Here is a 25,417-nt window from a genome sequence, read left to right as displayed (position 1 = left end):
ATGATTGCTGCGAACTTATTTATAGGTAGATGCAGTGTTGGGCGAGCAACAAAAAAACATACTGGTATTTGATTCGGGCGTCGGAGGTTTATCTGTCTATAAAGAGATAAACAAGCTACTGCCGAACCATAACTATATCTATGCTTTCGATAATGAAGCCTATCCCTATGGTGAATTGGAACAACAGGTTCTGATAGATCGAGTTGAGCAAATTGTCGCTAGCTTTATCAAAAGCCACGCTATCGATATAGTGGTGATTGCGTGTAATACCGCAAGTACCATTGTTCTTCCAACCTTGCGTGCCAATAATACGATTCCAATCGTTGGTGTCGTTCCGGCGATCAAGCCTGCATCTCTTATGGCAAACAAAGCGGTTGGTCTGATTGCCACGCCAGCAACGATTACTCGTCAATATACTCATGATCTGATCAAAAGCTTTTCTAGTGATAAGCACGTTGAACTATTGGGTTCGACAAAGCTGGTGGACATGGCAGAAGAGAAATTACGTGGGGAGCTCGTTAACCTCGAGGAGTTGGCTCAGATTCTCAGTCCAATGATGAATCTTGTGGATGTCGCTGTATTAGGGTGTACGCATTTCCCATTAATAAAAGAAGAGATCCAGAGCGTAATGGGAGAGGATGTTATGTTAGTGGACTCGGGCAATGCGATTGCCAAACGTGTCCAAAGCCTATTAGCAGTCGAAAGTGAAGATAAAGTAGTGGGAATAAGAGAGGTATATTGTAGTGCACCCCTAAGAAAAGAAGGTGCACTCAATAGAACATTAAAAGAAATGGGTTTTATGCCTGTTCAGATCCGTCCGCTTCAGGATGCTTAGGGTCATTTGCGATACGTACCTTCAAGGTACGCTGCATATAGTCTTTATCATTTAAGCTAGCAATGGCGTTATTGACATCGTTGCTAGCCATCACCACGAAACCAAATCCTCTTCTTTTACCAGTACGCTTATCTTTCATTAGTCTTACGGCAAATACTTCACCGTGTTCAGAGAAAAGTTCGCGAACATGTGATTCGTTGGCTTTATATGGAAGGTTACCCACGTATAGGGTTTGAGTTGAAGCTTTAGGTTCTGAATCTGATTTTGTGTCTGAGCCTGAAAGGTTAAGAATAAAAGCTGAAGCCAAGACACCGAGAACGAAAGTAATTGCAGGCGATATATCAACCTGTGAAAACACAATGCCGCCTAATACAGCCAGTGCGACAATTAACAACATCGATTTTTTTGAATTCATATCGGATTACTACATATTAATAAACGAAATAGACGCATCTACTATTAACAAAATAGACACATGAATCTTACGTTCATGGTTTGTATTTTTCCAATGTATTGCTGTGATGCGTCTCAAATGTTTAGTTTTTATTCAAAACAAGCGCTTTTGATGGCTTTTTAGTCGAACGAAATTTTTATTTAAAAAAGCCCTTGCGCTCCATTCGAATCTCTCTATAATGCCGCCTCACCGACACGGAGTGAGACGAAAGTCACACACTGAAATCGGTAGAGAAAAAAGAGTTTGAAAATAACCCTTGACTCTCAAAACAGTGCGAGTATAGTACGCACCCCTAGCGATTGAGATATAAATCACAAAACGCTAGAAGCTCTTTAAAAATTAGAACCTATCAATCTGTGTGGGCACTCGTTGATGAATATCACTAAGTTTGTTTTCGCTTTTATAAGCAAAGGCAAACAGATTCTTCGGAATCAAAATGATTTCAATGAACTGAGTGACCAATTCGAATTGGTACAGCCTTGAGCTGTTTGATTTCACTTTTTAAAGTGAAAACCAATAAGAGCACAGTCAATTCACTATCGTTAGATAGAATCAGTATTCATTGAGTCGACAAAATCTTAAATTGAAGAGTTTGATCATGGCTCAGATTGAACGCTGGCGGCAGGCCTAACACATGCAAGTCGAGCGGAAACGAGTTATCTGAACCTTCGGGGAACGATAACGGCGTCGAGCGGCGGACGGGTGAGTAATGCCTAGGAAATTGCCTTGATGTGGGGGATAACCATTGGAAACGATGGCTAATACCGCATGATGCCTACGGGCCAAAGAGGGGGACCTTCGGGCCTCTCGCGTCAAGATATGCCTAGGTGGGATTAGCTAGTTGGTGAGGTAATGGCTCACCAAGGCGACGATCCCTAGCTGGTCTGAGAGGATGATCAGCCACACTGGAACTGAGACACGGTCCAGACTCCTACGGGAGGCAGCAGTGGGGAATATTGCACAATGGGCGCAAGCCTGATGCAGCCATGCCGCGTGTATGAAGAAGGCCTTCGGGTTGTAAAGTACTTTCAGCAGTGAGGAAGGGGGTGTCGTTAATAGCGGCATTTCTTGACGTTAGCTGCAGAAGAAGCACCGGCTAACTCCGTGCCAGCAGCCGCGGTAATACGGAGGGTGCGAGCGTTAATCGGAATTACTGGGCGTAAAGCGCATGCAGGTGGTTTGTTAAGTCAGATGTGAAAGCCCGGGGCTCAACCTCGGAACTGCATTTGAAACTGGCAAACTAGAGTACTGTAGAGGGGGGTAGAATTTCAGGTGTAGCGGTGAAATGCGTAGAGATCTGAAGGAATACCAGTGGCGAAGGCGGCCCCCTGGACAGATACTGACACTCAGATGCGAAAGCGTGGGGAGCAAACAGGATTAGATACCCTGGTAGTCCACGCCGTAAACGATGTCTACTTGGAGGTTGTGGCCTTGAGCCGTGGCTTTCGGAGCTAACGCGTTAAGTAGACCGCCTGGGGAGTACGGTCGCAAGATTAAAACTCAAATGAATTGACGGGGGCCCGCACAAGCGGTGGAGCATGTGGTTTAATTCGATGCAACGCGAAGAACCTTACCTACTCTTGACATCCAGAGAACTTTCCAGAGATGGATTGGTGCCTTCGGGAACTCTGAGACAGGTGCTGCATGGCTGTCGTCAGCTCGTGTTGTGAAATGTTGGGTTAAGTCCCGCAACGAGCGCAACCCTTATCCTTGTTTGCCAGCACTTCGGGTGGGAACTCCAGGGAGACTGCCGGTGATAAACCGGAGGAAGGTGGGGACGACGTCAAGTCATCATGGCCCTTACGAGTAGGGCTACACACGTGCTACAATGGCGCATACAGAGGGCGGCCAACTCGCGAGAGTGAGCGAATCCCAAAAAGTGCGTCGTAGTCCGGATTGGAGTCTGCAACTCGACTCCATGAAGTCGGAATCGCTAGTAATCGTAGATCAGAATGCTACGGTGAATACGTTCCCGGGCCTTGTACACACCGCCCGTCACACCATGGGAGTGGGCTGCAAAAGAAGTGGGTAGTTTAACCTTCGGGAGGACGCTCACCACTTTGTGGTTCATGACTGGGGTGAAGTCGTAACAAGGTAGCCCTAGGGGAACCTGGGGCTGGATCACCTCCTTATACGAAGATATTCACGATAAGTGTCCACACAGATTGATGGTTTTGAAGCGTAAGCTTCGAGCTATTATTGCTCTTTAACAATTTGGAAAGCTGACTGATTTAAATAACAGAGTTATTTAAATCAAATTAAAAGTTCTCAATGTTTATCTGCTCTTATTTATTAAGAACAGTAAACACAACACAAACACATTCAAGTGTCTTGTATTCGAATCAATGTTTACATTGATTCACCATTGAGTCCGGCAAACACGTAATAAGAACTAACCCTTCTTGTTACAACCAAAAACCTTGGTTGCTATTTTGTCTTCACTTTGAAAAGTGAAAGCAAACAGTCATCAACTCGAAACCTCTTCGGGTTGTATGGTTAAGTGACTAAGCGTACACGGTGGATGCCTTGGCAGTCAGAGGCGATGAAGGACGTATTAACTTGCGATAAGCCCAGATTAGGTAGTAAAAACCTTTTGAGTCTGGGATTTCCGAATGGGGAAACCCACTTACATAAGTAAGTATCTTGTTGTGAATACATAGCAGCAAGAGGCAAACCGGGGGAACTGAAACATCTAAGTACCCCGAGGAAGAGAAATCAACCGAGATTCCGAAAGTAGCGGCGAGCGAAATTGGATTAGCCCTTAAGCTTTTAATGATGCAGGTGAAGGCTCTGGAAAGTGCCGCAATAAAGGGTGATAGCCCCGTAACCGACACATCATAATCAGTGAAATCGAGTAGGGCGGGACACGTGATATCCTGTCTGAATATGGGGGGACCATCCTCCAAGGCTAAATACTACTGACTGACCGATAGTGAACCAGTACCGTGAGGGAAAGGCGAAAAGAACCCCTGTGAGGGGAGTGAAATAGAACCTGAAACCGTGTACGTACAAGCAGTAGGAGCACCTTCGTGGTGTGACTGCGTACCTTTTGTATAATGGGTCAGCGACTTATATTCAGTGGCAAGGTTAACCGTTTAGGGGAGCCGTAGGGAAACCGAGTCTTAACTGGGCGTTCAGTCTCTGGATATAGACCCGAAACCAGGTGATCTAGCCATGGGCAGGTTGAAGGTTGAGTAACATCAACTGGAGGACCGAACCGACTAATGTTGAAAAATTAGCGGATGACTTGTGGCTAGGGGTGAAAGGCCAATCAAACCTGGAGATAGCTGGTTCTCCCCGAAAGCTATTTAGGTAGCGCCTCGGACGAATACTACTGGGGGTAGAGCACTGTTAAGGCTAGGGGGTCATCCCGACTTACCAACCCTTTGCAAACTCCGAATACCAGTAAGTACTATCCGGGAGACACACGGCGGGTGCTAACGTCCGTCGTGGAGAGGGAAACAACCCAGACCGCCAGCTAAGGTCCCAAAGTATAGCTAAGTGGGAAACGATGTGGGAAGGCTCAGACAGCCAGGATGTTGGCTTAGAAGCAGCCATCATTTAAAGAAAGCGTAATAGCTCACTGGTCGAGTCGGCCTGCGCGGAAGATGTAACGGGGCTAAGCTATACACCGAAGCTGCGGCTGCACACTTTAGTGTGCGGGGTAGGGGAGCGTTCTGTAAGCCGTTGAAGGTGGTCTGTAAGGGCTGCTGGAGGTATCAGAAGTGCGAATGCTGACATGAGTAACGATAAAGGGAGTGAAAAACTCCCTCGCCGGAAGACCAAGGGTTCCTGTCCAACGTTAATCGGGGCAGGGTAAGTCGACCCCTAAGGCGAGGCCGAAAGGCGTAGTCGATGGGAAACGGGTTAATATTCCCGTACTTCTTACAATTGCGATGGGGGGACGGAGAAGGCTAGGTGGGCCTGGCGACGGTTGTCCAGGTTCAAGTACGTAGGCGGAAGGTTTAGGTAAATCCGGACTTTCTTAACGCTGAGATACGATGTCGAGCCACTACGGTGGTGAAGTCATTGATGCCATGCTTCCAGGAAAAGCCTCTAAGCTTCAGATTGTAAGGAATCGTACCCCAAACCGACACAGGTGGTCGGGTAGAGAATACCAAGGCGCTTGAGAGAACTCGGGTGAAGGAACTAGGCAAAATGGTACCGTAACTTCGGGAGAAGGTACGCTCTTATCGGTGAAGTCCCTCGCGGATGGAGCTGACGAGAGTCGCAGATACCAGGTGGCTGCAACTGTTTATTAAAAACACAGCACTGTGCAAAATCGTAAGATGACGTATACGGTGTGACGCCTGCCCGGTGCCGGAAGGTTAATTGATGGGGTTAGACTTCGGTCGAAGCTCTTGATCGAAGCCCCGGTAAACGGCGGCCGTAACTATAACGGTCCTAAGGTAGCGAAATTCCTTGTCGGGTAAGTTCCGACCTGCACGAATGGCGTAATGATGGCCACGCTGTCTCCACCCGAGACTCAGTGAAATTGAAATCGCTGTGAAGATGCAGTGTACCCGCGGCTAGACGGAAAGACCCCGTGAACCTTTACTACAGCTTGGCACTGAACATTGACCCTACATGTGTAGGATAGGTGGGAGACTTTGAAACCGCGTCGCTAGATGTGGTGGAGTCGTCCTTGAAATACCACCCTTGTAGTGTTGATGTTCTAACGTTGGTCCCTGAATCGGGATTACGGACAGTGCCTGGTGGGTAGTTTGACTGGGGCGGTCTCCTCCCAAAGAGTAACGGAGGAGCACGAAGGTGGGCTAATCACGGTTGGACATCGTGAGGTTAGTGCAATGGCATAAGCCCGCTTGACTGCGAGAATGACAATTCGAGCAGGTGCGAAAGCAGGTCATAGTGATCCGGTGGTTCTGAATGGAAGGGCCATCGCTCAACGGATAAAAGGTACTCCGGGGATAACAGGCTGATACCGCCCAAGAGTTCATATCGACGGCGGTGTTTGGCACCTCGATGTCGGCTCATCACATCCTGGGGCTGAAGTCGGTCCCAAGGGTATGGCTGTTCGCCATTTAAAGTGGTACGCGAGCTGGGTTTAGAACGTCGTGAGACAGTTCGGTCCCTATCTGCCGTGGGCGTTGGAAGATTGAAGGGGGCTGCTCCTAGTACGAGAGGACCGGAGTGGACGAACCTCTGGTGTTCGGGTTGTCATGCCAATGGCATTGCCCGGTAGCTAAGTTCGGAATCGATAACCGCTGAAAGCATCTAAGCGGGAAGCGAGCCCTGAGATGAGTCTTCCCTGGCGCTTTAAGCGTCCTAAAGGGTTGTTCAAGACTAGAACGTTGATAGGCAGGGTGTGTAAGCGCTGTGAGGCGTTGAGCTAACCTGTACTAATTGCCCGTGAGGCTTAACCATACAACACCCAAGGGGTTTTGATGGACTCAAAGATACAAACGCTTGAATGAGTTTGAGAGAACAAGAAACAGCTTTCCAGATTACTTTTCTGAAAGAAAATCAGAGAAGAAAGAATTTGCTTGGCGACCATAGCGTTGTGGACCCACCTGATTCCATGCCGAACTCAGAAGTGAAACGCAATAGCGCCGATGGTAGTGTGGGGCTTCCCCATGTGAGAGTAGGACATCGCCAGGCTCCTATTTATTTTCACTTTTCAAAAGTGAAGACAAAAGGTTCGACTTTGCTTAGTCACTAAGCAAGTCACCATAAAGTTCTAATCTTTTTTAGAGTTTTATGTTGACTTACAGAGTCAATCGCGTATTATACGCATCCGCTTCAGCGCTAAAGCGTTGATAGCAAAGCTCTTTAACAATTTAAACCTATCAATCTGTGTGGGCACTCGTTGATGAATATCAAAAATTGATTCTTAGGAATCAAAATGATTTCAATGAACTGAGTGACCAATTAAGACTTCGGTCTTAGCACAGTCAATTCACTATCGTTAGATAGAATCAGTATTCATTGAGTCAACAAAATCTTAAATTGAAGAGTTTGATCATGGCTCAGATTGAACGCTGGCGGCAGGCCTAACACATGCAAGTCGAGCGGAAACGAGTTATCTGAACCTTCGGGGAACGATAACGGCGTCGAGCGGCGGACGGGTGAGTAATGCCTAGGAAATTGCCTTGATGTGGGGGATAACCATTGGAAACGATGGCTAATACCGCATGATGCCTACGGGCCAAAGAGGGGGACCTTCGGGCCTCTCGCGTCAAGATATGCCTAGGTGGGATTAGCTAGTTGGTGAGGTAATGGCTCACCAAGGCGACGATCCCTAGCTGGTCTGAGAGGATGATCAGCCACACTGGAACTGAGACACGGTCCAGACTCCTACGGGAGGCAGCAGTGGGGAATATTGCACAATGGGCGCAAGCCTGATGCAGCCATGCCGCGTGTATGAAGAAGGCCTTCGGGTTGTAAAGTACTTTCAGCAGTGAGGAAGGGGGTGTCGTTAATAGCGGCATTTCTTGACGTTAGCTGCAGAAGAAGCACCGGCTAACTCCGTGCCAGCAGCCGCGGTAATACGGAGGGTGCGAGCGTTAATCGGAATTACTGGGCGTAAAGCGCATGCAGGTGGTTTGTTAAGTCAGATGTGAAAGCCCGGGGCTCAACCTCGGAACTGCATTTGAAACTGGCAAACTAGAGTACTGTAGAGGGGGGTAGAATTTCAGGTGTAGCGGTGAAATGCGTAGAGATCTGAAGGAATACCAGTGGCGAAGGCGGCCCCCTGGACAGATACTGACACTCAGATGCGAAAGCGTGGGGAGCAAACAGGATTAGATACCCTGGTAGTCCACGCCGTAAACGATGTCTACTTGGAGGTTGTGGCCTTGAGCCGTGGCTTTCGGAGCTAACGCGTTAAGTAGACCGCCTGGGGAGTACGGTCGCAAGATTAAAACTCAAATGAATTGACGGGGGCCCGCACAAGCGGTGGAGCATGTGGTTTAATTCGATGCAACGCGAAGAACCTTACCTACTCTTGACATCCAGAGAACTTTCCAGAGATGGATTGGTGCCTTCGGGAACTCTGAGACAGGTGCTGCATGGCTGTCGTCAGCTCGTGTTGTGAAATGTTGGGTTAAGTCCCGCAACGAGCGCAACCCTTATCCTTGTTTGCCAGCACTTCGGGTGGGAACTCCAGGGAGACTGCCGGTGATAAACCGGAGGAAGGTGGGGACGACGTCAAGTCATCATGGCCCTTACGAGTAGGGCTACACACGTGCTACAATGGCGCATACAGAGGGCGGCCAACTTGCGAGAGTGAGCGAATCCCAAAAAGTGCGTCGTAGTCCGGATTGGAGTCTGCAACTCGACTCCATGAAGTCGGAATCGCTAGTAATCGTAGATCAGAATGCTACGGTGAATACGTTCCCGGGCCTTGTACACACCGCCCGTCACACCATGGGAGTGGGCTGCAAAAGAAGTGGGTAGTTTAACCTTCGGGAGGACGCTCACCACTTTGTGGTTCATGACTGGGGTGAAGTCGTAACAAGGTAGCCCTAGGGGAACCTGGGGCTGGATCACCTCCTTATACGAAGATATTCACGATAAGTGTCCACACAGATTGATACGGTTTAGAAAGTTAAGAGACGATATTGGGTCTGTAGCTCAGCTGGTTAGAGCGCTCGCCTGATAAGCGGGAGGTCGGTGGTTCAAGTCCACTCAGACCCACCACTATCTTTTCCCAGAGATAGCGGTCAATATCGATTTCGTTGGGGCTATAGCTCAGCTGGGAGAGCGCCTGCCTTGCACGCAGGAGGTCAGCAGTTCGATCCTGCTTAGCTCCACCATCTTTAAGCGCATTAGCGATAGTGCTTTTAAACATGGTTTCATTAAGAAATCTGCTCTTTAACAATTTGGAAAGCTGACTGATTTAAATAACAAAGTTATTTAAATCAAATTAAAAGTTCTCAATGTTTATCTTTTATTAGATAAACACAACACAAACACATTCAAGTGTCTTGTATTCGAATCAATGTTTACATTGATTCACCATTGAGTCCGGCAAACACGTAATAAGAACTAACCCTTCTTGTTACAACCAAAAACCTTGGTTGCTATTTTGTCTTCACTTTGAAAAGTGAAAGCAAACAGTCATCAACTCGAAACCTCTTCGGGTTGTATGGTTAAGTGACTAAGCGTACACGGTGGATGCCTTGGCAGTCAGAGGCGATGAAGGACGTATTAACTTGCGATAAGCCCAGATTAGGTAGTAAAAACCTTTTGAGTCTGGGATTTCCGAATGGGGAAACCCACTTACATAAGTAAGTATCTTGTTGTGAATACATAGCAGCAAGAGGCAAACCGGGGGAACTGAAACATCTAAGTACCCCGAGGAAGAGAAATCAACCGAGATTCCGAAAGTAGCGGCGAGCGAAATTGGATTAGCCCTTAAGCTTTTAATGATGCAGGTGAAGGCTCTGGAAAGTGCCGCAATAAAGGGTGATAGCCCCGTAACCGACACATCATAATCAGTGAAATCGAGTAGGGCGGGACACGTGATATCCTGTCTGAATATGGGGGGACCATCCTCCAAGGCTAAATACTACTGACTGACCGATAGTGAACCAGTACCGTGAGGGAAAGGCGAAAAGAACCCCTGTGAGGGGAGTGAAATAGAACCTGAAACCGTGTACGTACAAGCAGTAGGAGCACCTTCGTGGTGTGACTGCGTACCTTTTGTATAATGGGTCAGCGACTTATATTCAGTGGCAAGGTTAACCGTTTAGGGGAGCCGTAGGGAAACCGAGTCTTAACTGGGCGTTCAGTCTCTGGATATAGACCCGAAACCAGGTGATCTAGCCATGGGCAGGTTGAAGGTTGAGTAACATCAACTGGAGGACCGAACCGACTAATGTTGAAAAATTAGCGGATGACTTGTGGCTAGGGGTGAAAGGCCAATCAAACCTGGAGATAGCTGGTTCTCCCCGAAAGCTATTTAGGTAGCGCCTCGGACGAATACTACTGGGGGTAGAGCACTGTTAAGGCTAGGGGGTCATCCCGACTTACCAACCCTTTGCAAACTCCGAATACCAGTAAGTACTATCCGGGAGACACACGGCGGGTGCTAACGTCCGTCGTGGAGAGGGAAACAACCCAGACCGCCAGCTAAGGTCCCAAAGTATAGCTAAGTGGGAAACGATGTGGGAAGGCTCAGACAGCCAGGATGTTGGCTTAGAAGCAGCCATCATTTAAAGAAAGCGTAATAGCTCACTGGTCGAGTCGGCCTGCGCGGAAGATGTAACGGGGCTAAGCTATACACCGAAGCTGCGGCTGCACACTTTAGTGTGCGGGGTAGGGGAGCGTTCTGTAAGCCGTTGAAGGTGGTCTGTAAGGGCTGCTGGAGGTATCAGAAGTGCGAATGCTGACATGAGTAACGATAAAGGGAGTGAAAAACTCCCTCGCCGGAAGACCAAGGGTTCCTGTCCAACGTTAATCGGGGCAGGGTAAGTCGACCCCTAAGGCGAGGCCGAAAGGCGTAGTCGATGGGAAACGGGTTAATATTCCCGTACTTCTTACAATTGCGATGGGGGGACGGAGAAGGCTAGGTGGGCCTGGCGACGGTTGTCCAGGTTCAAGTACGTAGGCGGAAGGTTTAGGTAAATCCGGACTTTCTTAACGCTGAGATACGATGTCGAGCCACTACGGTGGTGAAGTCATTGATGCCATGCTTCCAGGAAAAGCCTCTAAGCTTCAGATTGTAAGGAATCGTACCCCAAACCGACACAGGTGGTCGGGTAGAGAATACCAAGGCGCTTGAGAGAACTCGGGTGAAGGAACTAGGCAAAATGGTACCGTAACTTCGGGAGAAGGTACGCTCTTATCGGTGAAGTCCCTCGCGGATGGAGCTGACGAGAGTCGCAGATACCAGGTGGCTGCAACTGTTTATTAAAAACACAGCACTGTGCAAAATCGTAAGATGACGTATACGGTGTGACGCCTGCCCGGTGCCGGAAGGTTAATTGATGGGGTTAGACTTCGGTCGAAGCTCTTGATCGAAGCCCCGGTAAACGGCGGCCGTAACTATAACGGTCCTAAGGTAGCGAAATTCCTTGTCGGGTAAGTTCCGACCTGCACGAATGGCGTAATGATGGCCACGCTGTCTCCACCCGAGACTCAGTGAAATTGAAATCGCTGTGAAGATGCAGTGTACCCGCGGCTAGACGGAAAGACCCCGTGAACCTTTACTACAGCTTGGCACTGAACATTGACCCTACATGTGTAGGATAGGTGGGAGACTTTGAAACCGCGTCGCTAGATGTGGTGGAGTCGTCCTTGAAATACCACCCTTGTAGTGTTGATGTTCTAACGTTGGTCCCTGAATCGGGATTACGGACAGTGCCTGGTGGGTAGTTTGACTGGGGCGGTCTCCTCCCAAAGAGTAACGGAGGAGCACGAAGGTGGGCTAATCACGGTTGGACATCGTGAGGTTAGTGCAATGGCATAAGCCCGCTTGACTGCGAGAATGACAATTCGAGCAGGTGCGAAAGCAGGTCATAGTGATCCGGTGGTTCTGAATGGAAGGGCCATCGCTCAACGGATAAAAGGTACTCCGGGGATAACAGGCTGATACCGCCCAAGAGTTCATATCGACGGCGGTGTTTGGCACCTCGATGTCGGCTCATCACATCCTGGGGCTGAAGTCGGTCCCAAGGGTATGGCTGTTCGCCATTTAAAGTGGTACGCGAGCTGGGTTTAGAACGTCGTGAGACAGTTCGGTCCCTATCTGCCGTGGGCGTTGGAAGATTGAAGGGGGCTGCTCCTAGTACGAGAGGACCGGAGTGGACGAACCTCTGGTGTTCGGGTTGTCATGCCAATGGCATTGCCCGGTAGCTAAGTTCGGAATCGATAACCGCTGAAAGCATCTAAGCGGGAAGCGAGCCCTGAGATGAGTCTTCCCTGGCGCTTTAAGCGTCCTAAAGGGTTGTTCAAGACTAGAACGTTGATAGGCAGGGTGTGTAAGCGCTGTGAGGCGTTGAGCTAACCTGTACTAATTGCCCGTGAGGCTTAACCATACAACACCCAAGGGGTTTTGATGGACTCAAAGATACAAACGCTTGAATGAGTTTGAGAGAACAAGAAACAGCTTTCCAGATTACTTTTCTGAAAGAAAATCAGAGAAGAAAGAATTTGCTTGGCGACCATAGCGTTGTGGACCCACCTGATTCCATGCCGAACTCAGAAGTGAAACGCAATAGCGCCGATGGTAGTGTGGGGCTTCCCCATGTGAGAGTAGGACATCGCCAGGCTTTAATTTCGACTTTGCTTAGTATCTAAGCAAGTTACCATAAAGTTCTAATCTTTTTAGAGTTTTATGTTGACTTACAGAGTCAATCGCGTATTATACGCATCCGCTTCAACGCTAAAGCGTTGATAGCAAAGCTCTTTAACAATTTAAACCTATCAATCTGTGTGGGCACTCGTTGATGAATATCAACTAAGTTTGTTTTCGCTTTTATAAGCAAAGGCAACAGATACTTCAGTATCAAAATGATTTCAATGAACTGAGTGACCAATTCGAATTGGTACAGCATTGAGCTGTTTGATTTCACTTTTTAAAGTGAAAACCAATAAGAGCACAGTCAATTCACTATCGTTAGATAGAATCAGTATTCATTGAGTCAACAAAATCTTAAATTGAAGAGTTTGATCATGGCTCAGATTGAACGCTGGCGGCAGGCCTAACACATGCAAGTCGAGCGGAAACGAGTTATCTGAACCTTCGGGGAACGATAACGGCGTCGAGCGGCGGACGGGTGAGTAATGCCTAGGAAATTGCCTTGATGTGGGGGATAACCATTGGAAACGATGGCTAATACCGCATGATGCCTACGGGCCAAAGAGGGGGACCTTCGGGCCTCTCGCGTCAAGATATGCCTAGGTGGGATTAGCTAGTTGGTGAGGTAATGGCTCACCAAGGCGACGATCCCTAGCTGGTCTGAGAGGATGATCAGCCACACTGGAACTGAGACACGGTCCAGACTCCTACGGGAGGCAGCAGTGGGGAATATTGCACAATGGGCGCAAGCCTGATGCAGCCATGCCGCGTGTATGAAGAAGGCCTTCGGGTTGTAAAGTACTTTCAGCAGTGAGGAAGGGGGTGTCGTTAATAGCGGCATTTCTTGACGTTAGCTGCAGAAGAAGCACCGGCTAACTCCGTGCCAGCAGCCGCGGTAATACGGAGGGTGCGAGCGTTAATCGGAATTACTGGGCGTAAAGCGCATGCAGGTGGTTTGTTAAGTCAGATGTGAAAGCCCGGGGCTCAACCTCGGAACTGCATTTGAAACTGGCAAACTAGAGTACTGTAGAGGGGGGTAGAATTTCAGGTGTAGCGGTGAAATGCGTAGAGATCTGAAGGAATACCAGTGGCGAAGGCGGCCCCCTGGACAGATACTGACACTCAGATGCGAAAGCGTGGGGAGCAAACAGGATTAGATACCCTGGTAGTCCACGCCGTAAACGATGTCTACTTGGAGGTTGTGGCCTTGAGCCGTGGCTTTCGGAGCTAACGCGTTAAGTAGACCGCCTGGGGAGTACGGTCGCAAGATTAAAACTCAAATGAATTGACGGGGGCCCGCACAAGCGGTGGAGCATGTGGTTTAATTCGATGCAACGCGAAGAACCTTACCTACTCTTGACATCCAGAGAACTTTCCAGAGATGGATTGGTGCCTTCGGGAACTCTGAGACAGGTGCTGCATGGCTGTCGTCAGCTCGTGTTGTGAAATGTTGGGTTAAGTCCCGCAACGAGCGCAACCCTTATCCTTGTTTGCCAGCACTTCGGGTGGGAACTCCAGGGAGACTGCCGGTGATAAACCGGAGGAAGGTGGGGACGACGTCAAGTCATCATGGCCCTTACGAGTAGGGCTACACACGTGCTACAATGGCGCATACAGAGGGCGGCCAACTCGCGAGAGTGAGCGAATCCCAAAAAGTGCGTCGTAGTCCGGATTGGAGTCTGCAACTCGACTCCATGAAGTCGGAATCGCTAGTAATCGTAGATCAGAATGCTACGGTGAATACGTTCCCGGGCCTTGTACACACCGCCCGTCACACCATGGGAGTGGGCTGCAAAAGAAGTGGGTAGTTTAACCTTCGGGAGGACGCTCACCACTTTGTGGTTCATGACTGGGGTGAAGTCGTAACAAGGTAGCCCTAGGGGAACCTGGGGCTGGATCACCTCCTTATACGAAGATATTCACGATAAGTGTCCACACAGATTGATACGGTTTAGAAAGTAAAAGAGACGAAGATATCCCAATATCTTCAAGCAATTTGGTTCTGCTTTTTAAAGTGGAAGCAAACTTAGTGTCCCGTTCGTCTAGAGGCCTAGGACACCGCCCTTTCACGGCGGTAACAGGGGTTCGACTCCCCTACGGGATACCATTGGGTCGTTAGCTCAGTTGGTAGAGCAGTTGACTTTTAATCAATTGGTCGCAGGTTCGAATCCTGCACGACCCACCATTCTTTCCGCGAAGAATGGCTTTTGTTTCACTTTTCTTAAAAAGTGAAAGCAAGAGGAAACTATCGTGGGCGATTAGCTCAGTTGGGAGAGCACCTGCCTTACAAGCAGGGGGTCACTGGTTCGAGCCCGGTATCGCCCACCATTCTCTAAATATTCTTGGAAGTTCAAAACTCCAAACCACAATTTAGGTTGCTGGTTGGATTTTTCGACTGTGAGAGTCTTTAGAAAATGAACTTCTAACGAAGTCTCATGCTCTTTAACAATTTGGAAAGCTGACTGATTTAAATAACACAGTTATTTAAATCAAATTAAAAGTTCTCAATGTTTATCTGCTCTTATTTATTAAGAACAGTAAACACAACACAAACACATTCAAGTGTCTTGTATTCGAATCAATGTTTACATTGATTCACCATTGAGTCCGGCAAACACGTAATAAGAATTAACCCTTCTTATTACAACCAAAAACCTTGGTTGCTGTTTTGTCTTCACTTTTGAAAAGTGAAAGCAAATAAGTCATCAACTCGAAACTTCTTCGGGTTGTATGGTTAAGTGACTAAGCGTACACGGTGGATGCCTTGGCAGTCAGAGGCGACGAAGGACGTATTAACTTGCGATAAGCCCAGATTAGGTAGTAAAAACCTTTTGAGTCTGGGATTTCCGAATGGGGAAACCCACTTACATAAGTAAGTATCTTGTTGTGAATACATAGCAGCAAGAGGCAAACCGGGGGAACTGAAACATCTAAGTACCCCGAGGAAGAGAAATCAACCGAGATTCCGAAAGTAGCGGCGAGCGAAATTGGATTAGCCCTTAAGCTTTTAATGATGCAGGTGAAGGCTCTGGAAAGTGCCGCAATAAAGGGTGATAGCCCCGTAACCGACACATCATAATCAGTGAAATCGAGTAGGGCGGGACACGTGATATCCTGTCTGAATATGGGGGGACCATCCTCCAAGGCTAAATACTACTGACTGACCGATAGTGAACCAGTACCGTGAGGGAAAGGCGAAAAGAACCCCTGTGAGGGGAGTGAAATAGAACCTGAAACCGTGTACGTACAAGCAGTAGGAGCACCTTCGTGGTGTGACTGCGTACCTTTTGTATAATGGGTCAGCGACTTATATTCAGTGGCAAGGTTAACCGTTTAGGGGAGCCGTAGGGAAACCGAGTCTTAACTGGGCGTTCAGTCTCTGGATATAGACCCGAAACCAGGTGATCTAGCCATGGGCAGGTTGAAGGTTGAGTAACATCAACTGGAGGACCGAACCGACTAATGTTGAAAAATTAGCGGATGACTTGTGGCTAGGGGTGAAAGGCCAATCAAACCTGGAGATAGCTGGTTCTCCCCGAAAGCTATTTAGGTAGCGCCTCGGACGAATACTACTGGGGGTAGAGCACTGTTAAGGCTAGGGGGTCATCCCGACTTACCAACCCTTTGCAAACTCCGAATACCAGTAAGTACTATCCGGGAGACACACGGCGGGTGCTAACGTCCGTCGTGGAGAGGGAAACAACCCAGACCGCCAGCTAAGGTCCCAAAGTATAGCTAAGTGGGAAACGATGTGGGAAGGCTCAGACAGCCAGGATGTTGGCTTAGAAGCAGCCATCATTTAAAGAAAGCGTAATAGCTCACTGGTCGAGTCGGCCTGCGCGGAAGATGTAACGGGGCTAAGCTATACACCGAAGCTGCGGCTGCACACTTTAGTGTGCGGGGTAGGGGAGCGTTCTGTAAGCCGTTGAAGGTGGTCTGTAAGGGCTGCTGGAGGTATCAGAAGTGCGAATGCTGACATGAGTAACGATAAAGGGAGTGAAAAACTCCCTCGCCGGAAGACCAAGGGTTCCTGTCCAACGTTAATCGGGGCAGGGTAAGTCGACCCCTAAGGCGAGGCCGAAAGGCGTAGTCGATGGGAAACGGGTTAATATTCCCGTACTTCTTACAATTGCGATGGGGGGACGGAGAAGGCTAGGTGGGCCTGGCGACGGTTGTCCAGGTTCAAGTACGTAGGCGGAAGGTTTAGGTAAATCCGGACTTTCTTAACGCTGAGATACGATGTCGAGCCACTACGGTGGTGAAGTCATTGATGCCATGCTTCCAGGAAAAGCCTCTAAGCTTCAGATTGTAAGGAATCGTACCCCAAACCGACACAGGTGGTCGGGTAGAGAATACCAAGGCGCTTGAGAGAACTCGGGTGAAGGAACTAGGCAAAATGGTACCGTAACTTCGGGAGAAGGTACGCTCTTATCGGTGAAGTCCCTCGCGGATGGAGCTGACGAGAGTCGCAGATACCAGGTGGCTGCAACTGTTTATTAAAAACACAGCACTGTGCAAAATCGTAAGATGACGTATACGGTGTGACGCCTGCCCGGTGCCGGAAGGTTAATTGATGGGGTTAGACTTCGGTCGAAGCTCTTGATCGAAGCCCCGGTAAACGGCGGCCGTAACTATAACGGTCCTAAGGTAGCGAAATTCCTTGTCGGGTAAGTTCCGACCTGCACGAATGGCGTAATGATGGCCACGCTGTCTCCACCCGAGACTCAGTGAAATTGAAATCGCTGTGAAGATGCAGTGTACCCGCGGCTAGACGGAAAGACCCCGTGAACCTTTACTACAGCTTGGCACTGAACATTGACCCTACATGTGTAGGATAGGTGGGAGACTTTGAAACCGCGTCGCTAGATGTGGTGGAGTCGTCCTTGAAATACCACCCTTGTAGTGTTGATGTTCTAACGTTGGTCCCTGAATCGGGATTACGGACAGTGCCTGGTGGGTAGTTTGACTGGGGCGGTCTCCTCCCAAAGAGTAACGGAGGAGCACGAAGGTGGGCTAATCACGGTTGGACATCGTGAGGTTAGTGCAATGGCATAAGCCCGCTTGACTGCGAGAATGACAATTCGAGCAGGTGCGAAAGCAGGTCATAGTGATCCGGTGGTTCTGAATGGAAGGGCCATCGCTCAACGGATAAAAGGTACTCCGGGGATAACAGGCTGATACCGCCCAAGAGTTCATATCGACGGCGGTGTTTGGCACCTCGATGTCGGCTCATCACATCCTGGGGCTGAAGTCGGTCCCAAGGGTATGGCTGTTCGCCATTTAAAGTGGTACGCGAGCTGGGTTTAGAACGTCGTGAGACAGTTCGGTCCCTATCTGCCGTGGGCGTTGGAAGATTGAAGGGGGCTGCTCCTAGTACGAGAGGACCGGAGTGGACGAACCTCTGGTGTTCGGGTTGTCATGCCAATGGCATTGCCCGGTAGCTAAGTTCGGAATCGATAACCGCTGAAAGCATCTAAGCGGGAAGCGAGCCCTGAGATGAGTCTTCCCTGGCGCTTTAAGCGTCCTAAAGGGTTGTTCAAGACTAGAACGTTGATAGGCAGGGTGTGTAAGCGCTGTGAGGCGTTGAGCTAACCTGTACTAATTGCCCGTGAGGCTTAACCATACAACACCCAAGGGGTTTTGATGGACTCAAAGATACAAACGCTTGAATGAGTTTGAAGAGAACAAGAAACAGCTTTCCAGATTACTTTTCTGAAAGAAAATCAGAGAAGAAAGAATTTGCTTGGCGACCATAGCGTTGTGGACCCACCTGATTCCATGCCGAACTCAGAAGTGAAACGCAATAGCGCCGATGGTAGTGTGGGGCTTCCCCATGTGAGAGTAGGACATCGCCAGGCTCCAAATTTATTTTCACTTTTAAAAAGTGAAGACAAATAGTTGGAACCACGTCTAAAGACGTGTTTACCACTGCGGAGTGGTAGTTCAGTTGGTTAGAATACCGGCCTGTCACGCCGGGGGTCGCGGGTTCGAGTCCCGTCCACTCCGCCACTTATATTAAGCCCAAGCATAACTGCTTGGGCTTTTTTACGTTTGAATAACTGTATTCGCCCTTCGGTCGAAAGAGTCCCGGTTGCCCGCAACCCCGGCCACTACGCCACTTATACCAATCGCACTAATTAATAAGTCAGATTAACCCAGTCCCTAAAACAAAGTGAAATGACTCTATTCTTATCTTCACAGAACCGATTCCAAGCGTTACAGAGCTTGTCTACGATATCCTCGTAGCTATTAAAGCAACGATTGGCAATTTCATGCTGTCGGAGCCAACTCCACACTTGTTCAATAGGGTTGAGTTCGGGTGAGTATGGAGGAATATGGATGATGGTTAGATTCTTGAACTCATCGGCAAGATAGCTTTGATGCCAACTGGCTTGGTCCATAATAATTACAGCATGCTTGCCGCAAGGAGTCGCTGACGAAATGAGCGCTAAATGTTTCTGCATGGCCTCCATGTTGCTCAGCGGAGAAACTATTGCTTCGGTCTCACCAGTGTTAATACATACGGCACCAAATAAATACGCCGACTCAAACTGTTGCTGCTGAATCGCTAAAGGGCGAGTGCCCTTCTCAGCCCATATTCTTGTCGTTGTATTCCGTTGACCAAATCTCGCTTCATCTTGAAACCAAATTTGGACGTCATTTAATGGAATGTGGCCAGGGATCTTATTGATCGTTTCGATTAGGAATTTTTTTAAAAGCTTCTTGTGCTTCAAGTGACTGTTTGGGGTGCTTAGACCGAGTAGTAATCCACACTAAGTTTAGCTTTCTCAATAATTTATATACACCAGATAGGCTATAAACGAGGTCAAACTCTTGTTTTATATACTCAATAATATCAGTGCCTTGTAGTCTTCCTCCATCAGGTTTGATTGCATTGTCACTGATATATTTTTTTAGTTGAGAGCGTTGTCCTTCAGAAAGGCGGGAAGGTCTGCCTGTATGCTGCTTTTCTACCAACCCATCGAGTCCGTTTTCTAGGTAGGCACTGACCCAACGATTCACACTGCCTCGGCTGACTTTTAGGTATTGGGATATCTCAGTACGAGTCTTCCCATCAATGAAATGCGAAATAGCAAGAAGTCTAGTTCGTTTTCTCGCGTCAGATGTTGCTTGGATAAGCTTAGGAAAATCGTGTGTCATATCAGCTCCTTTTGAAGCTGATATTAGATCACAAAATTAGTGCGATTGGTATTATACCAATCGCACTAATTAATAAGTCAGATTAACCCAGTCCCTAAAACAAAGTGAAATGACTCTATTCTTATCTTCACAGAACCGATTCCAAGCGTTACAGAGCTTGTCTACGATATCCTCGTAGCTATTAAAGCAACGATTGGCAATTTCATGCTGTCGGAGCCAACTACACACTTGTTCAATAGGGTTGAGTTCGGGTGAGTATGGGGGAATATGGATGATGGTTATACCAATCGTAGTAAATAACTGATCATCCTAGCTTGTTAAAACGCTTGATAACTGCGTTAGAATTTTTGATTGTAGAATAACTACTTACCAAAAAATTCTGCCTTGTTCTTAAGCCTTTTCCCGGCGCTATTTTTGACCACTTATTTACTGTGATTGGTATTAGATTCTTGAACTCATCGGCAAGATAGCTTTGATGCCAACTGGCTTGGTCCATAATAATTACAGCATGCTTGCCGCAAGGAGTCGCTGACGAAATGAGCGCTAAATGTTTCTGCATGGCCTCCATGTTGCTCAGCGGAGAAACTATTGCTTCGGTCTCACCAGTGTTAATACATACGGCACCAAATAAATACGCCGACTCAAACTGTTGCTGCTGAATCGCTAAAGGGCGAGTGCCCTTCTCAGCCCATATTCTTGTCGTTGTATTCCGTTGACCAAATCTCGCTTCATCTTGAAACCAAATTTGGACGTCATTTAATGGAATGTGGCCAGGGATCTTATTGATCGTTTCGATTAGGAATTTTTTTAAAAGCTTCTTGTGCTTCAAGTGACTGTTTAGGGTGCTTAGACCGAGTAGTAATCCACACTAAGTTTAGCTTTCTCAATAATTTATATACACCAGATAGGCTATAAACGAGGTCAAACTCTTGTTTTATATACTCAATAATATCAGTGCCTTGTAGTCTTCCTCCATCAGGTTTGATTGCATTGTCACTGATATATTTTTTCAGTTGAGAGCGTTGTCCTTCAGAAAGGCGGGAAGGTCTGCCTGTATGCTGCTTTTCTACCAACCCATCGAGTCCGTTTTCTAGGTAGGCACTGACCCAACGATTCACACTGCCTCGGCTGACTTTTAGGTATTGGGAGATCTCAGTACGAGTCTTCCCATCAATGAAATGCGAAATAGCAAGAAGTTTAGTTCGTTTTCTCGCGTCAGATGTTGCTTGGATAAGCTTAGGAAAATCGTGTGTCATATCAACTCCTTTTGAAGTTGATATTAGATCACAAAATTAGTGCGATTGGTATTATCAGAAAGCCTAGTCTTACGACTAGGCTTTCGTCGTTTCTGGGGATAGGTATTTTGGTCTTCGACCAAGGAGTCCTGGTCTCCTGTGACCACAGGCATTTCGTCTTTTCAATGGATAGATGTCTTAGCCTTAGACCAGCGATTCTAATCCGACTGGCAACTTCATATAAACTTAAGCAGATATGCTCAGGCACTATATCCGCTAACAAAAGATAGTTACCTTGTTAGGTAATAAGATTAGTTCCTGACCTAGTTGATTGAAGTGATAAACCCTATTTAAGTTACGACGGCGGAAGTATTACCTGTTCAGTGAAATCAGTTCTAATGGTAAAACGTTGACAAGGCAGGCAATGCAGCCAGAGAAAACTATCTCGTATCTCCTATCTCGTATTATAGATACAAAAACGCCCAGCGACTTGCTAGGCGTTAAGGTAGAGACAATTTAAAGCTGATACTTATAGAATCTGTTTAAGTACTCTGTCAGCTTTTACGCGTGTTATTTTGCGTATTAGCTTCTGGACTTCGGTTGGATAGCTATCAACTTTGTCTAGCTGCTTATAAGTGCAGATCAGCTGAGTATGTTGAAGGATATTGTCTACTTCAGCTTGGAACTTGTCTGCTAGATGATTGTAGTTATCTTGGATGAAAATACCGTTCTCAAGATCGAGTTTCCAAGCTCTTGGGTTCAGGTTGTTACCAGTAAGAAGCATGTAGCGCTTATCTACCCAAATACCTTTCAGGTGGAAGCTATTTGAATCGTGCTTCCAAAGGTGGATAGACAGTTTACGACTTGCAATGTTCGCCTCATTCGCTTTCGCGAAACGACGAAGGTTTAGCTCATATAGGTAAGGCAGGCCACCGATGGTCTTGAACTCTTCTTCTGGAGAGATAAAGAAGTCATTCGCCGTTTTATCACCAACAACAATACTTACCTTTACCCCACGTTTAAGGGCTTTTTTCACTTCCTTCGCAAGACTAGGTGGGAAGTTGAAGTAAGGGGTGCAGATGAAGATTTCATCTTTGGCTTGAGCGATCAACTGATTGATGCCTTGGTTTAGGCGGTTACGGCGCTTACCAATGCCAACAAGCGGAGTCACTGCCACCTGCTCACTTGAGACCTCTTCGCTCTTAAACTGATATTGAGAGCGCGCTAGTGTTGAGCGGAATTGACGGATCGCTGACTTAAGTTGCTTAGTGGTTGGTTTGCTATGAGCGGCTAGATTATTTACCGCTGTGTCTGCCACCATCTGTTCTTGCACGTAGCTGAACATGGTGTCAGCCAGAGTCTTGTTGTTTAGAACATGGTAACGGTCGAAACGGTAGCGGTCGTGATAGTTCAGATAGATGTTATTGAGGCTAGCACCACTGTAGATAACTTTATTGTCAACGATGAACCCTTTCAGGTGAAGCACACCAAAGACTTCTTTACCACGAACAGGGATGCCATAAACAGGGACTTCATGCTCATACTTGTCTGCGAATGCTTTATACATCGCAGCGTTACCTTCTGATGATTCCGCACCAATAAGGCCACGTTGAGCTCGGTGCCAATCAACACAGACACTGATATCAAGCTGAGGGTTGCTTTGCTTAGCTTCATACAGTGCAGTAAGGATCTCACGACCGGCTTCGTCATCTTCTAGATAGAGAGCAACCAGACAGATACGCTGAGTTGCTTCAGAGATCTCTTTAAGTAAACGAGTTCTGAACTCTTGTGCTGATAACAGTACTTCAAACTTATCGGGGTTCTGAGCGACAGTGGGCAACTGTGTGAATGGATTCCTACTAGCAATCATATTGACTGTTTGACCTTAAAAATATGCAAAATTGCGAACAGCGAATTTTACCAAAGGCAAATGGCGAATTACTAGATAATCGAGGCATTCTCTAACAATTTTGCTGATAATGCATAGGAATGAGATCTTTTCCACTATTTGTATATCGTTCGAAGAGGTTTTTCAGACTATTTGGCAACTCTTGAGGTGATATTTTTACGAAATGGTGGCGGTTATAAAAGTTCTCTAGATGGGTGTAAGCAAAGCAATAATCTTGCTCATTCAACGTTTTTTCTTCACAGTAGTCCATCAACTGTTTCCCCAGTTGTTGCCCTCGATACTCTTTTGAAATTGCCATTCCTGTTAGTAAGCGAAACTGCTCGATTGTGCGAAGACGAACCACTCCCAATAGTTGGTTATCGACGGTTAACGAGTAGATTAACTCGCTCTTGTTCGCTTTACCGGAAGGGTAGTGCTCTTTATAGAAGCGCTTAACTAATGGAACTTTGATCGGATCCAGCTGGGCTATTATTACATTGTTCATTCAATCACTGCGCCGGTTGGGTAACTGCTGTAGAATGGACGCAGTTTAGTTTAATTGAATATCGCCATGCAATCTTATCTCAATGCCAGTTTGAAAAAGGCACATACCTTCTCTATCGAGCAGACTTGTGATGTGCTTATTGAAATCCGCTCTGTAGACGATCTGATCTCTGCTTACCAATCCCCACAGTGGAGCCACCTTCCAAAATTGATGTTAGGCAAGGGTAGCAACATGCTATTTACCGAGCACTTTGCAGGCTTAGTGATGGTGAATAAGCTGGAAGGGATTGAGCGAACCGAAACTGAAACACACTATAAGCTGCATATTAGTGGTGGTGAAGACTGGCCAAGCTTGGTGAAGTGGTCTGTAGAGCAAGGCATTGGTGGATTAGAAAATCTAGCCATGATTCCTGGGTGTTCTGGTTCTGCCCCGATTCAGAACATTGGAGCTTATGGCGTTGAATTACAAGATGTATGTGAATACGTCGATATCCTGTGCTTAGACACATACACAGTAAAGAGGTTAGGTCGCGAAGAGTGCCAATTTGGTTATCGTGACTCGATATTCAAGCATGCCCTTTATGGTAAAGCAATCGTGGTCGCGATTGGTTTAATCTTGAGTAAAGACTGGCAACCATGTAATCACTATGGGCCACTCAAAGCGTTGGACATGGAGACGATTTCCCCTCGCGTTATCTTCGATGAAGTCTGTGCTATTCGCTCAAGCAAGCTTCCTGACCCCGCTGTAAGTGGTAATGCGGGCAGCTTCTTCAAAAACCCGGTGATCGAAAAGGATCACTATGATCGCTTAACTCAAACTTATCCAAATATTGTTGGCTATGAGAGTGGCGATAAGATCAAAGTGGCTGCTGGTTGGTTGATCGATCAATGCCAGTTCAAAGGACGTAGAGAAGGGGGCGCTCAGGTACACCCAAATCAAGCCTTGGTTCTGATCAACTACAATGACGCCTCATCTTCTGATGTTGTACGACTAGCAAACCAAGTTCGCACTGCCGTTAAAGAGAAGTTTGGTATTACGCTCGAACATGAAGTGAGGTTTATGGGTAAAGACGGTGAGATCAATCTCGATATCGCACTGGAGGCGCTAGCATGAGAGACCACACAACCAAGTTAACCCTACTTAAAGCTCTGGCTGATGGCGAGTTCCATTCCGGAGAAGCGCTTGGCGAACTGATAGGTGTCTCTCGTGCGGCTATCAGTAAGCATATCAAGGGTATACAAGAGTGGGGGCTAGATGTTTATCGAGTACAAGGCAAGGGTTATAAGCTCGCTCAGCCACTGAACATGCTTGATGATTCGAAGCTTAAGGCGCCTGGCGCAGACTCTTCCTTAGAACTTATACCTATTATCGGTTCTACAAACCAACATCTGCTTGATAAGGGAGACTCTCTAGAGTCAGGGTCAGTATGTATTGCTGAATATCAAGCCGCTGGGCGTGGTCGTCGTGGACGCGAGTGGGTATCTCCGTTTGGTGCCAACTTATATCTATCGATGTACTGGCGACTGGACGCTGGTATGGCGGCGGCAATGGGACTGAGTCTAGTCGTCGGTGTTGCCATTGTCGAAGCGCTTGAGGAGATGGGTGTCGAAGGGATTAAGCTCAAATGGCCGAACGACCTATACCACAATGATAAGAAACTTGCGGGAATCTTGGTTGAGCTTTCAGGGCAATCTGGTGGTGCCGCTAATATCGTTATTGGTATGGGTCTTAATTTATCAATGGACCCAAATACATCGGGTATTGGGCAACCGTGGACTTCGTTGAAAGAGGTCTGCGGAGGTCAGGTTCCAGACCGTAATGAACTCGCGCAGGCGTTAATTAATGCTTGGTATAAAGCACTTGATGAGTATGAGCTCAAAGGAATGACAGACTTCGTTGGACGCTGGAACCGATTAGATAACTTCCTAGGACGTTCGGTTCGTTTGATCATTGGACCAAGAGAGATAGAAGGCACAGTCAAAGGCATAAATGAGCAAGGCGCCGTTCTATTAGAAACTGAGAATGGTATTGAAGCCTACATTGGAGGTGAAATCTCGCTGCGCAAGGCGGACTAAT

General features: G+C 47.5%; 7 protein-coding genes, 6 tRNA genes, 9 rRNA genes and 3 pseudogenes. 18 read left to right on the top strand and 7 right to left on the bottom strand.

What is annotated here, in order from left to right; all coding sequences use genetic code 11:
• Nucleotides 1-34 precede the first annotated feature (34 nt).
• Entirely contained in the window at nt 35-835 is an 801-nt protein-coding gene (gene murI, locus vsple_RS13460; RefSeq protein ID WP_261882230.1) for a glutamate racemase, read from the top strand.
• Here murI and vsple_RS13455 read toward each other — a convergent pair.
• Nucleotides 798-1,250, bottom strand: a complete 453-nt coding sequence (locus vsple_RS13455; protein WP_032553404.1) for an RNA recognition motif domain-containing protein — start codon at nt 1,248-1,250, stop codon at nt 798-800. The genes murI and vsple_RS13455 overlap by 38 nt on opposite strands.
• A gap of 619 nt (nt 1,251-1,869) precedes the next feature.
• Here vsple_RS13455 and vsple_RS13450 point away from each other — a divergent pair.
• The 15 genes from vsple_RS13450 to vsple_RS13380 all read left to right on the top strand — a co-directional run bounded on the left by vsple_RS13450 (nt 1,870) and on the right by vsple_RS13380 (nt 18,561).
• Nucleotides 1,870-3,421: ribosomal RNA gene (locus vsple_RS13450) — 16S ribosomal RNA — on the top strand.
• A gap of 362 nt (nt 3,422-3,783) precedes the next feature.
• Nucleotides 3,784-6,674 (top strand): 23S ribosomal RNA (locus tag vsple_RS13445).
• A gap of 118 nt (nt 6,675-6,792) precedes the next feature.
• A 5S ribosomal RNA gene (gene rrf, locus vsple_RS13440) occupies nt 6,793-6,908 on the top strand.
• A gap of 345 nt (nt 6,909-7,253) precedes the next feature.
• Nucleotides 7,254-8,805 (top strand): 16S ribosomal RNA (locus tag vsple_RS13435).
• A 66-nt stretch (nt 8,806-8,871) separates the two neighbouring features.
• Nucleotides 8,872-8,948: transfer RNA gene (locus vsple_RS13430), tRNA-Ile, on the top strand.
• A gap of 40 nt (nt 8,949-8,988) precedes the next feature.
• Nucleotides 8,989-9,064, top strand: a tRNA-Ala gene (locus vsple_RS13425).
• Nucleotides 9,065-9,398: 334 nt separating this feature from the next.
• Nucleotides 9,399-12,289 (top strand): 23S ribosomal RNA (locus tag vsple_RS13420).
• A gap of 118 nt (nt 12,290-12,407) precedes the next feature.
• Nucleotides 12,408-12,523, top strand: a 5S ribosomal RNA gene (gene rrf / locus vsple_RS13415).
• Between the two features lie 385 nt (nt 12,524-12,908).
• Nucleotides 12,909-14,460: ribosomal RNA gene (locus vsple_RS13410) — 16S ribosomal RNA — on the top strand.
• Between the two features lie 123 nt (nt 14,461-14,583).
• A tRNA-Glu gene (locus tag vsple_RS13405) sits at nt 14,584-14,659 on the top strand.
• A gap of 2 nt (nt 14,660-14,661) precedes the next feature.
• Nucleotides 14,662-14,737: transfer RNA gene (locus vsple_RS13400), tRNA-Lys, on the top strand.
• A gap of 67 nt (nt 14,738-14,804) precedes the next feature.
• Nucleotides 14,805-14,880: transfer RNA gene (locus tag vsple_RS13395), tRNA-Val, on the top strand.
• 404 nt (nt 14,881-15,284) lie between these two features.
• Nucleotides 15,285-18,175: ribosomal RNA gene (locus tag vsple_RS13390) — 23S ribosomal RNA — on the top strand.
• 119 nt (nt 18,176-18,294) lie between these two features.
• Nucleotides 18,295-18,410, top strand: a 5S ribosomal RNA gene (gene rrf, locus vsple_RS13385).
• Together the 16S, 23S and 5S rRNA genes with 6 tRNA genes alongside form the textbook arrangement of a ribosomal RNA operon.
• A gap of 74 nt (nt 18,411-18,484) precedes the next feature.
• A tRNA-Asp gene (locus tag vsple_RS13380) sits at nt 18,485-18,561 on the top strand.
• Nucleotides 18,562-18,689: 128 nt separating this feature from the next.
• Here the strand turns inward: vsple_RS13380 and vsple_RS13375 are convergent.
• The 6 genes and pseudogenes from vsple_RS13375 to vsple_RS13350 all read right to left on the bottom strand — a co-directional run bounded on the left by vsple_RS13375 (nt 18,690) and on the right by vsple_RS13350 (nt 23,341).
• Nucleotides 18,690-19,713 (bottom strand): IS630 family transposase gene (locus tag vsple_RS13375; protein ID WP_420833782.1). Its coding sequence is split into 2 segments (ribosomal slippage): nt 18,690-19,260 and nt 19,259-19,713, totalling 1,026 coding nucleotides; the frame shifts between segments, so codons are not numbered across the junction.
• 69 nt (nt 19,714-19,782) lie between these two features.
• Nucleotides 19,783-19,983: pseudogene (locus tag vsple_RS13370) on the bottom strand (transposase); the annotation flags it as partial.
• Between the two features lie 145 nt (nt 19,984-20,128).
• Nucleotides 20,129-20,651 (bottom strand): annotated as a pseudogene (locus vsple_RS13365) (IS630 family transposase); the annotation flags it as partial.
• Nucleotides 20,652-20,657: 6 nt separating this feature from the next.
• Nucleotides 20,658-20,969: pseudogene (locus tag vsple_RS13360) on the bottom strand (helix-turn-helix domain-containing protein); the annotation flags it as partial.
• 508 nt (nt 20,970-21,477) lie between these two features.
• Nucleotides 21,478-22,818 carry a CDP-diacylglycerol--serine O-phosphatidyltransferase gene (gene pssA / locus vsple_RS13355; protein ID WP_261882226.1) on the bottom strand — a complete coding sequence of 447 codons (1,341 nt, stop codon included), beginning with the start codon at nt 22,816-22,818 and terminating at the stop codon, nt 21,478-21,480.
• 91 nt (nt 22,819-22,909) lie between these two features.
• Complete coding sequence (locus vsple_RS13350; RefSeq protein WP_261882225.1) at nt 22,910-23,341, bottom strand: GNAT family N-acetyltransferase; 432 nt, start codon at nt 23,339-23,341, stop codon at nt 22,910-22,912.
• Nucleotides 23,342-23,407: 66 nt separating this feature from the next.
• On the opposite strand from vsple_RS13350, the gene murB reads away from it, so the two are divergent.
• Both murB and birA read left to right on the top strand, forming a co-directional pair.
• On the top strand, nt 23,408-24,454 hold the full coding sequence (gene murB / locus vsple_RS13345) for a UDP-N-acetylmuramate dehydrogenase (RefSeq protein ID WP_261882224.1): 1,047 nt from the start codon (nt 23,408-23,410) through the stop codon (nt 24,452-24,454).
• Nucleotides 24,451-25,416 carry a bifunctional biotin--[acetyl-CoA-carboxylase] ligase/biotin operon repressor BirA gene (gene birA / locus vsple_RS13340; protein WP_255229663.1) on the top strand — a complete coding sequence of 322 codons (966 nt, stop codon included), beginning with the start codon at nt 24,451-24,453 and terminating at the stop codon, nt 25,414-25,416. The genes murB and birA overlap by 4 nt, the downstream gene beginning before the upstream one ends.
• Nucleotide 25,417: the final 1 nt, after the last annotated feature.

Source organism: Vibrio pelagius (assembly GCF_024347575.1).
In the GTDB taxonomy this organism is placed as follows: domain Bacteria; phylum Pseudomonadota; class Gammaproteobacteria; order Enterobacterales; family Vibrionaceae; genus Vibrio; species Vibrio pelagius.
The sequence above is the reverse complement of the archived record's forward strand: the minus strand, read 5'-3'. Positions and strand labels throughout refer to the sequence as shown.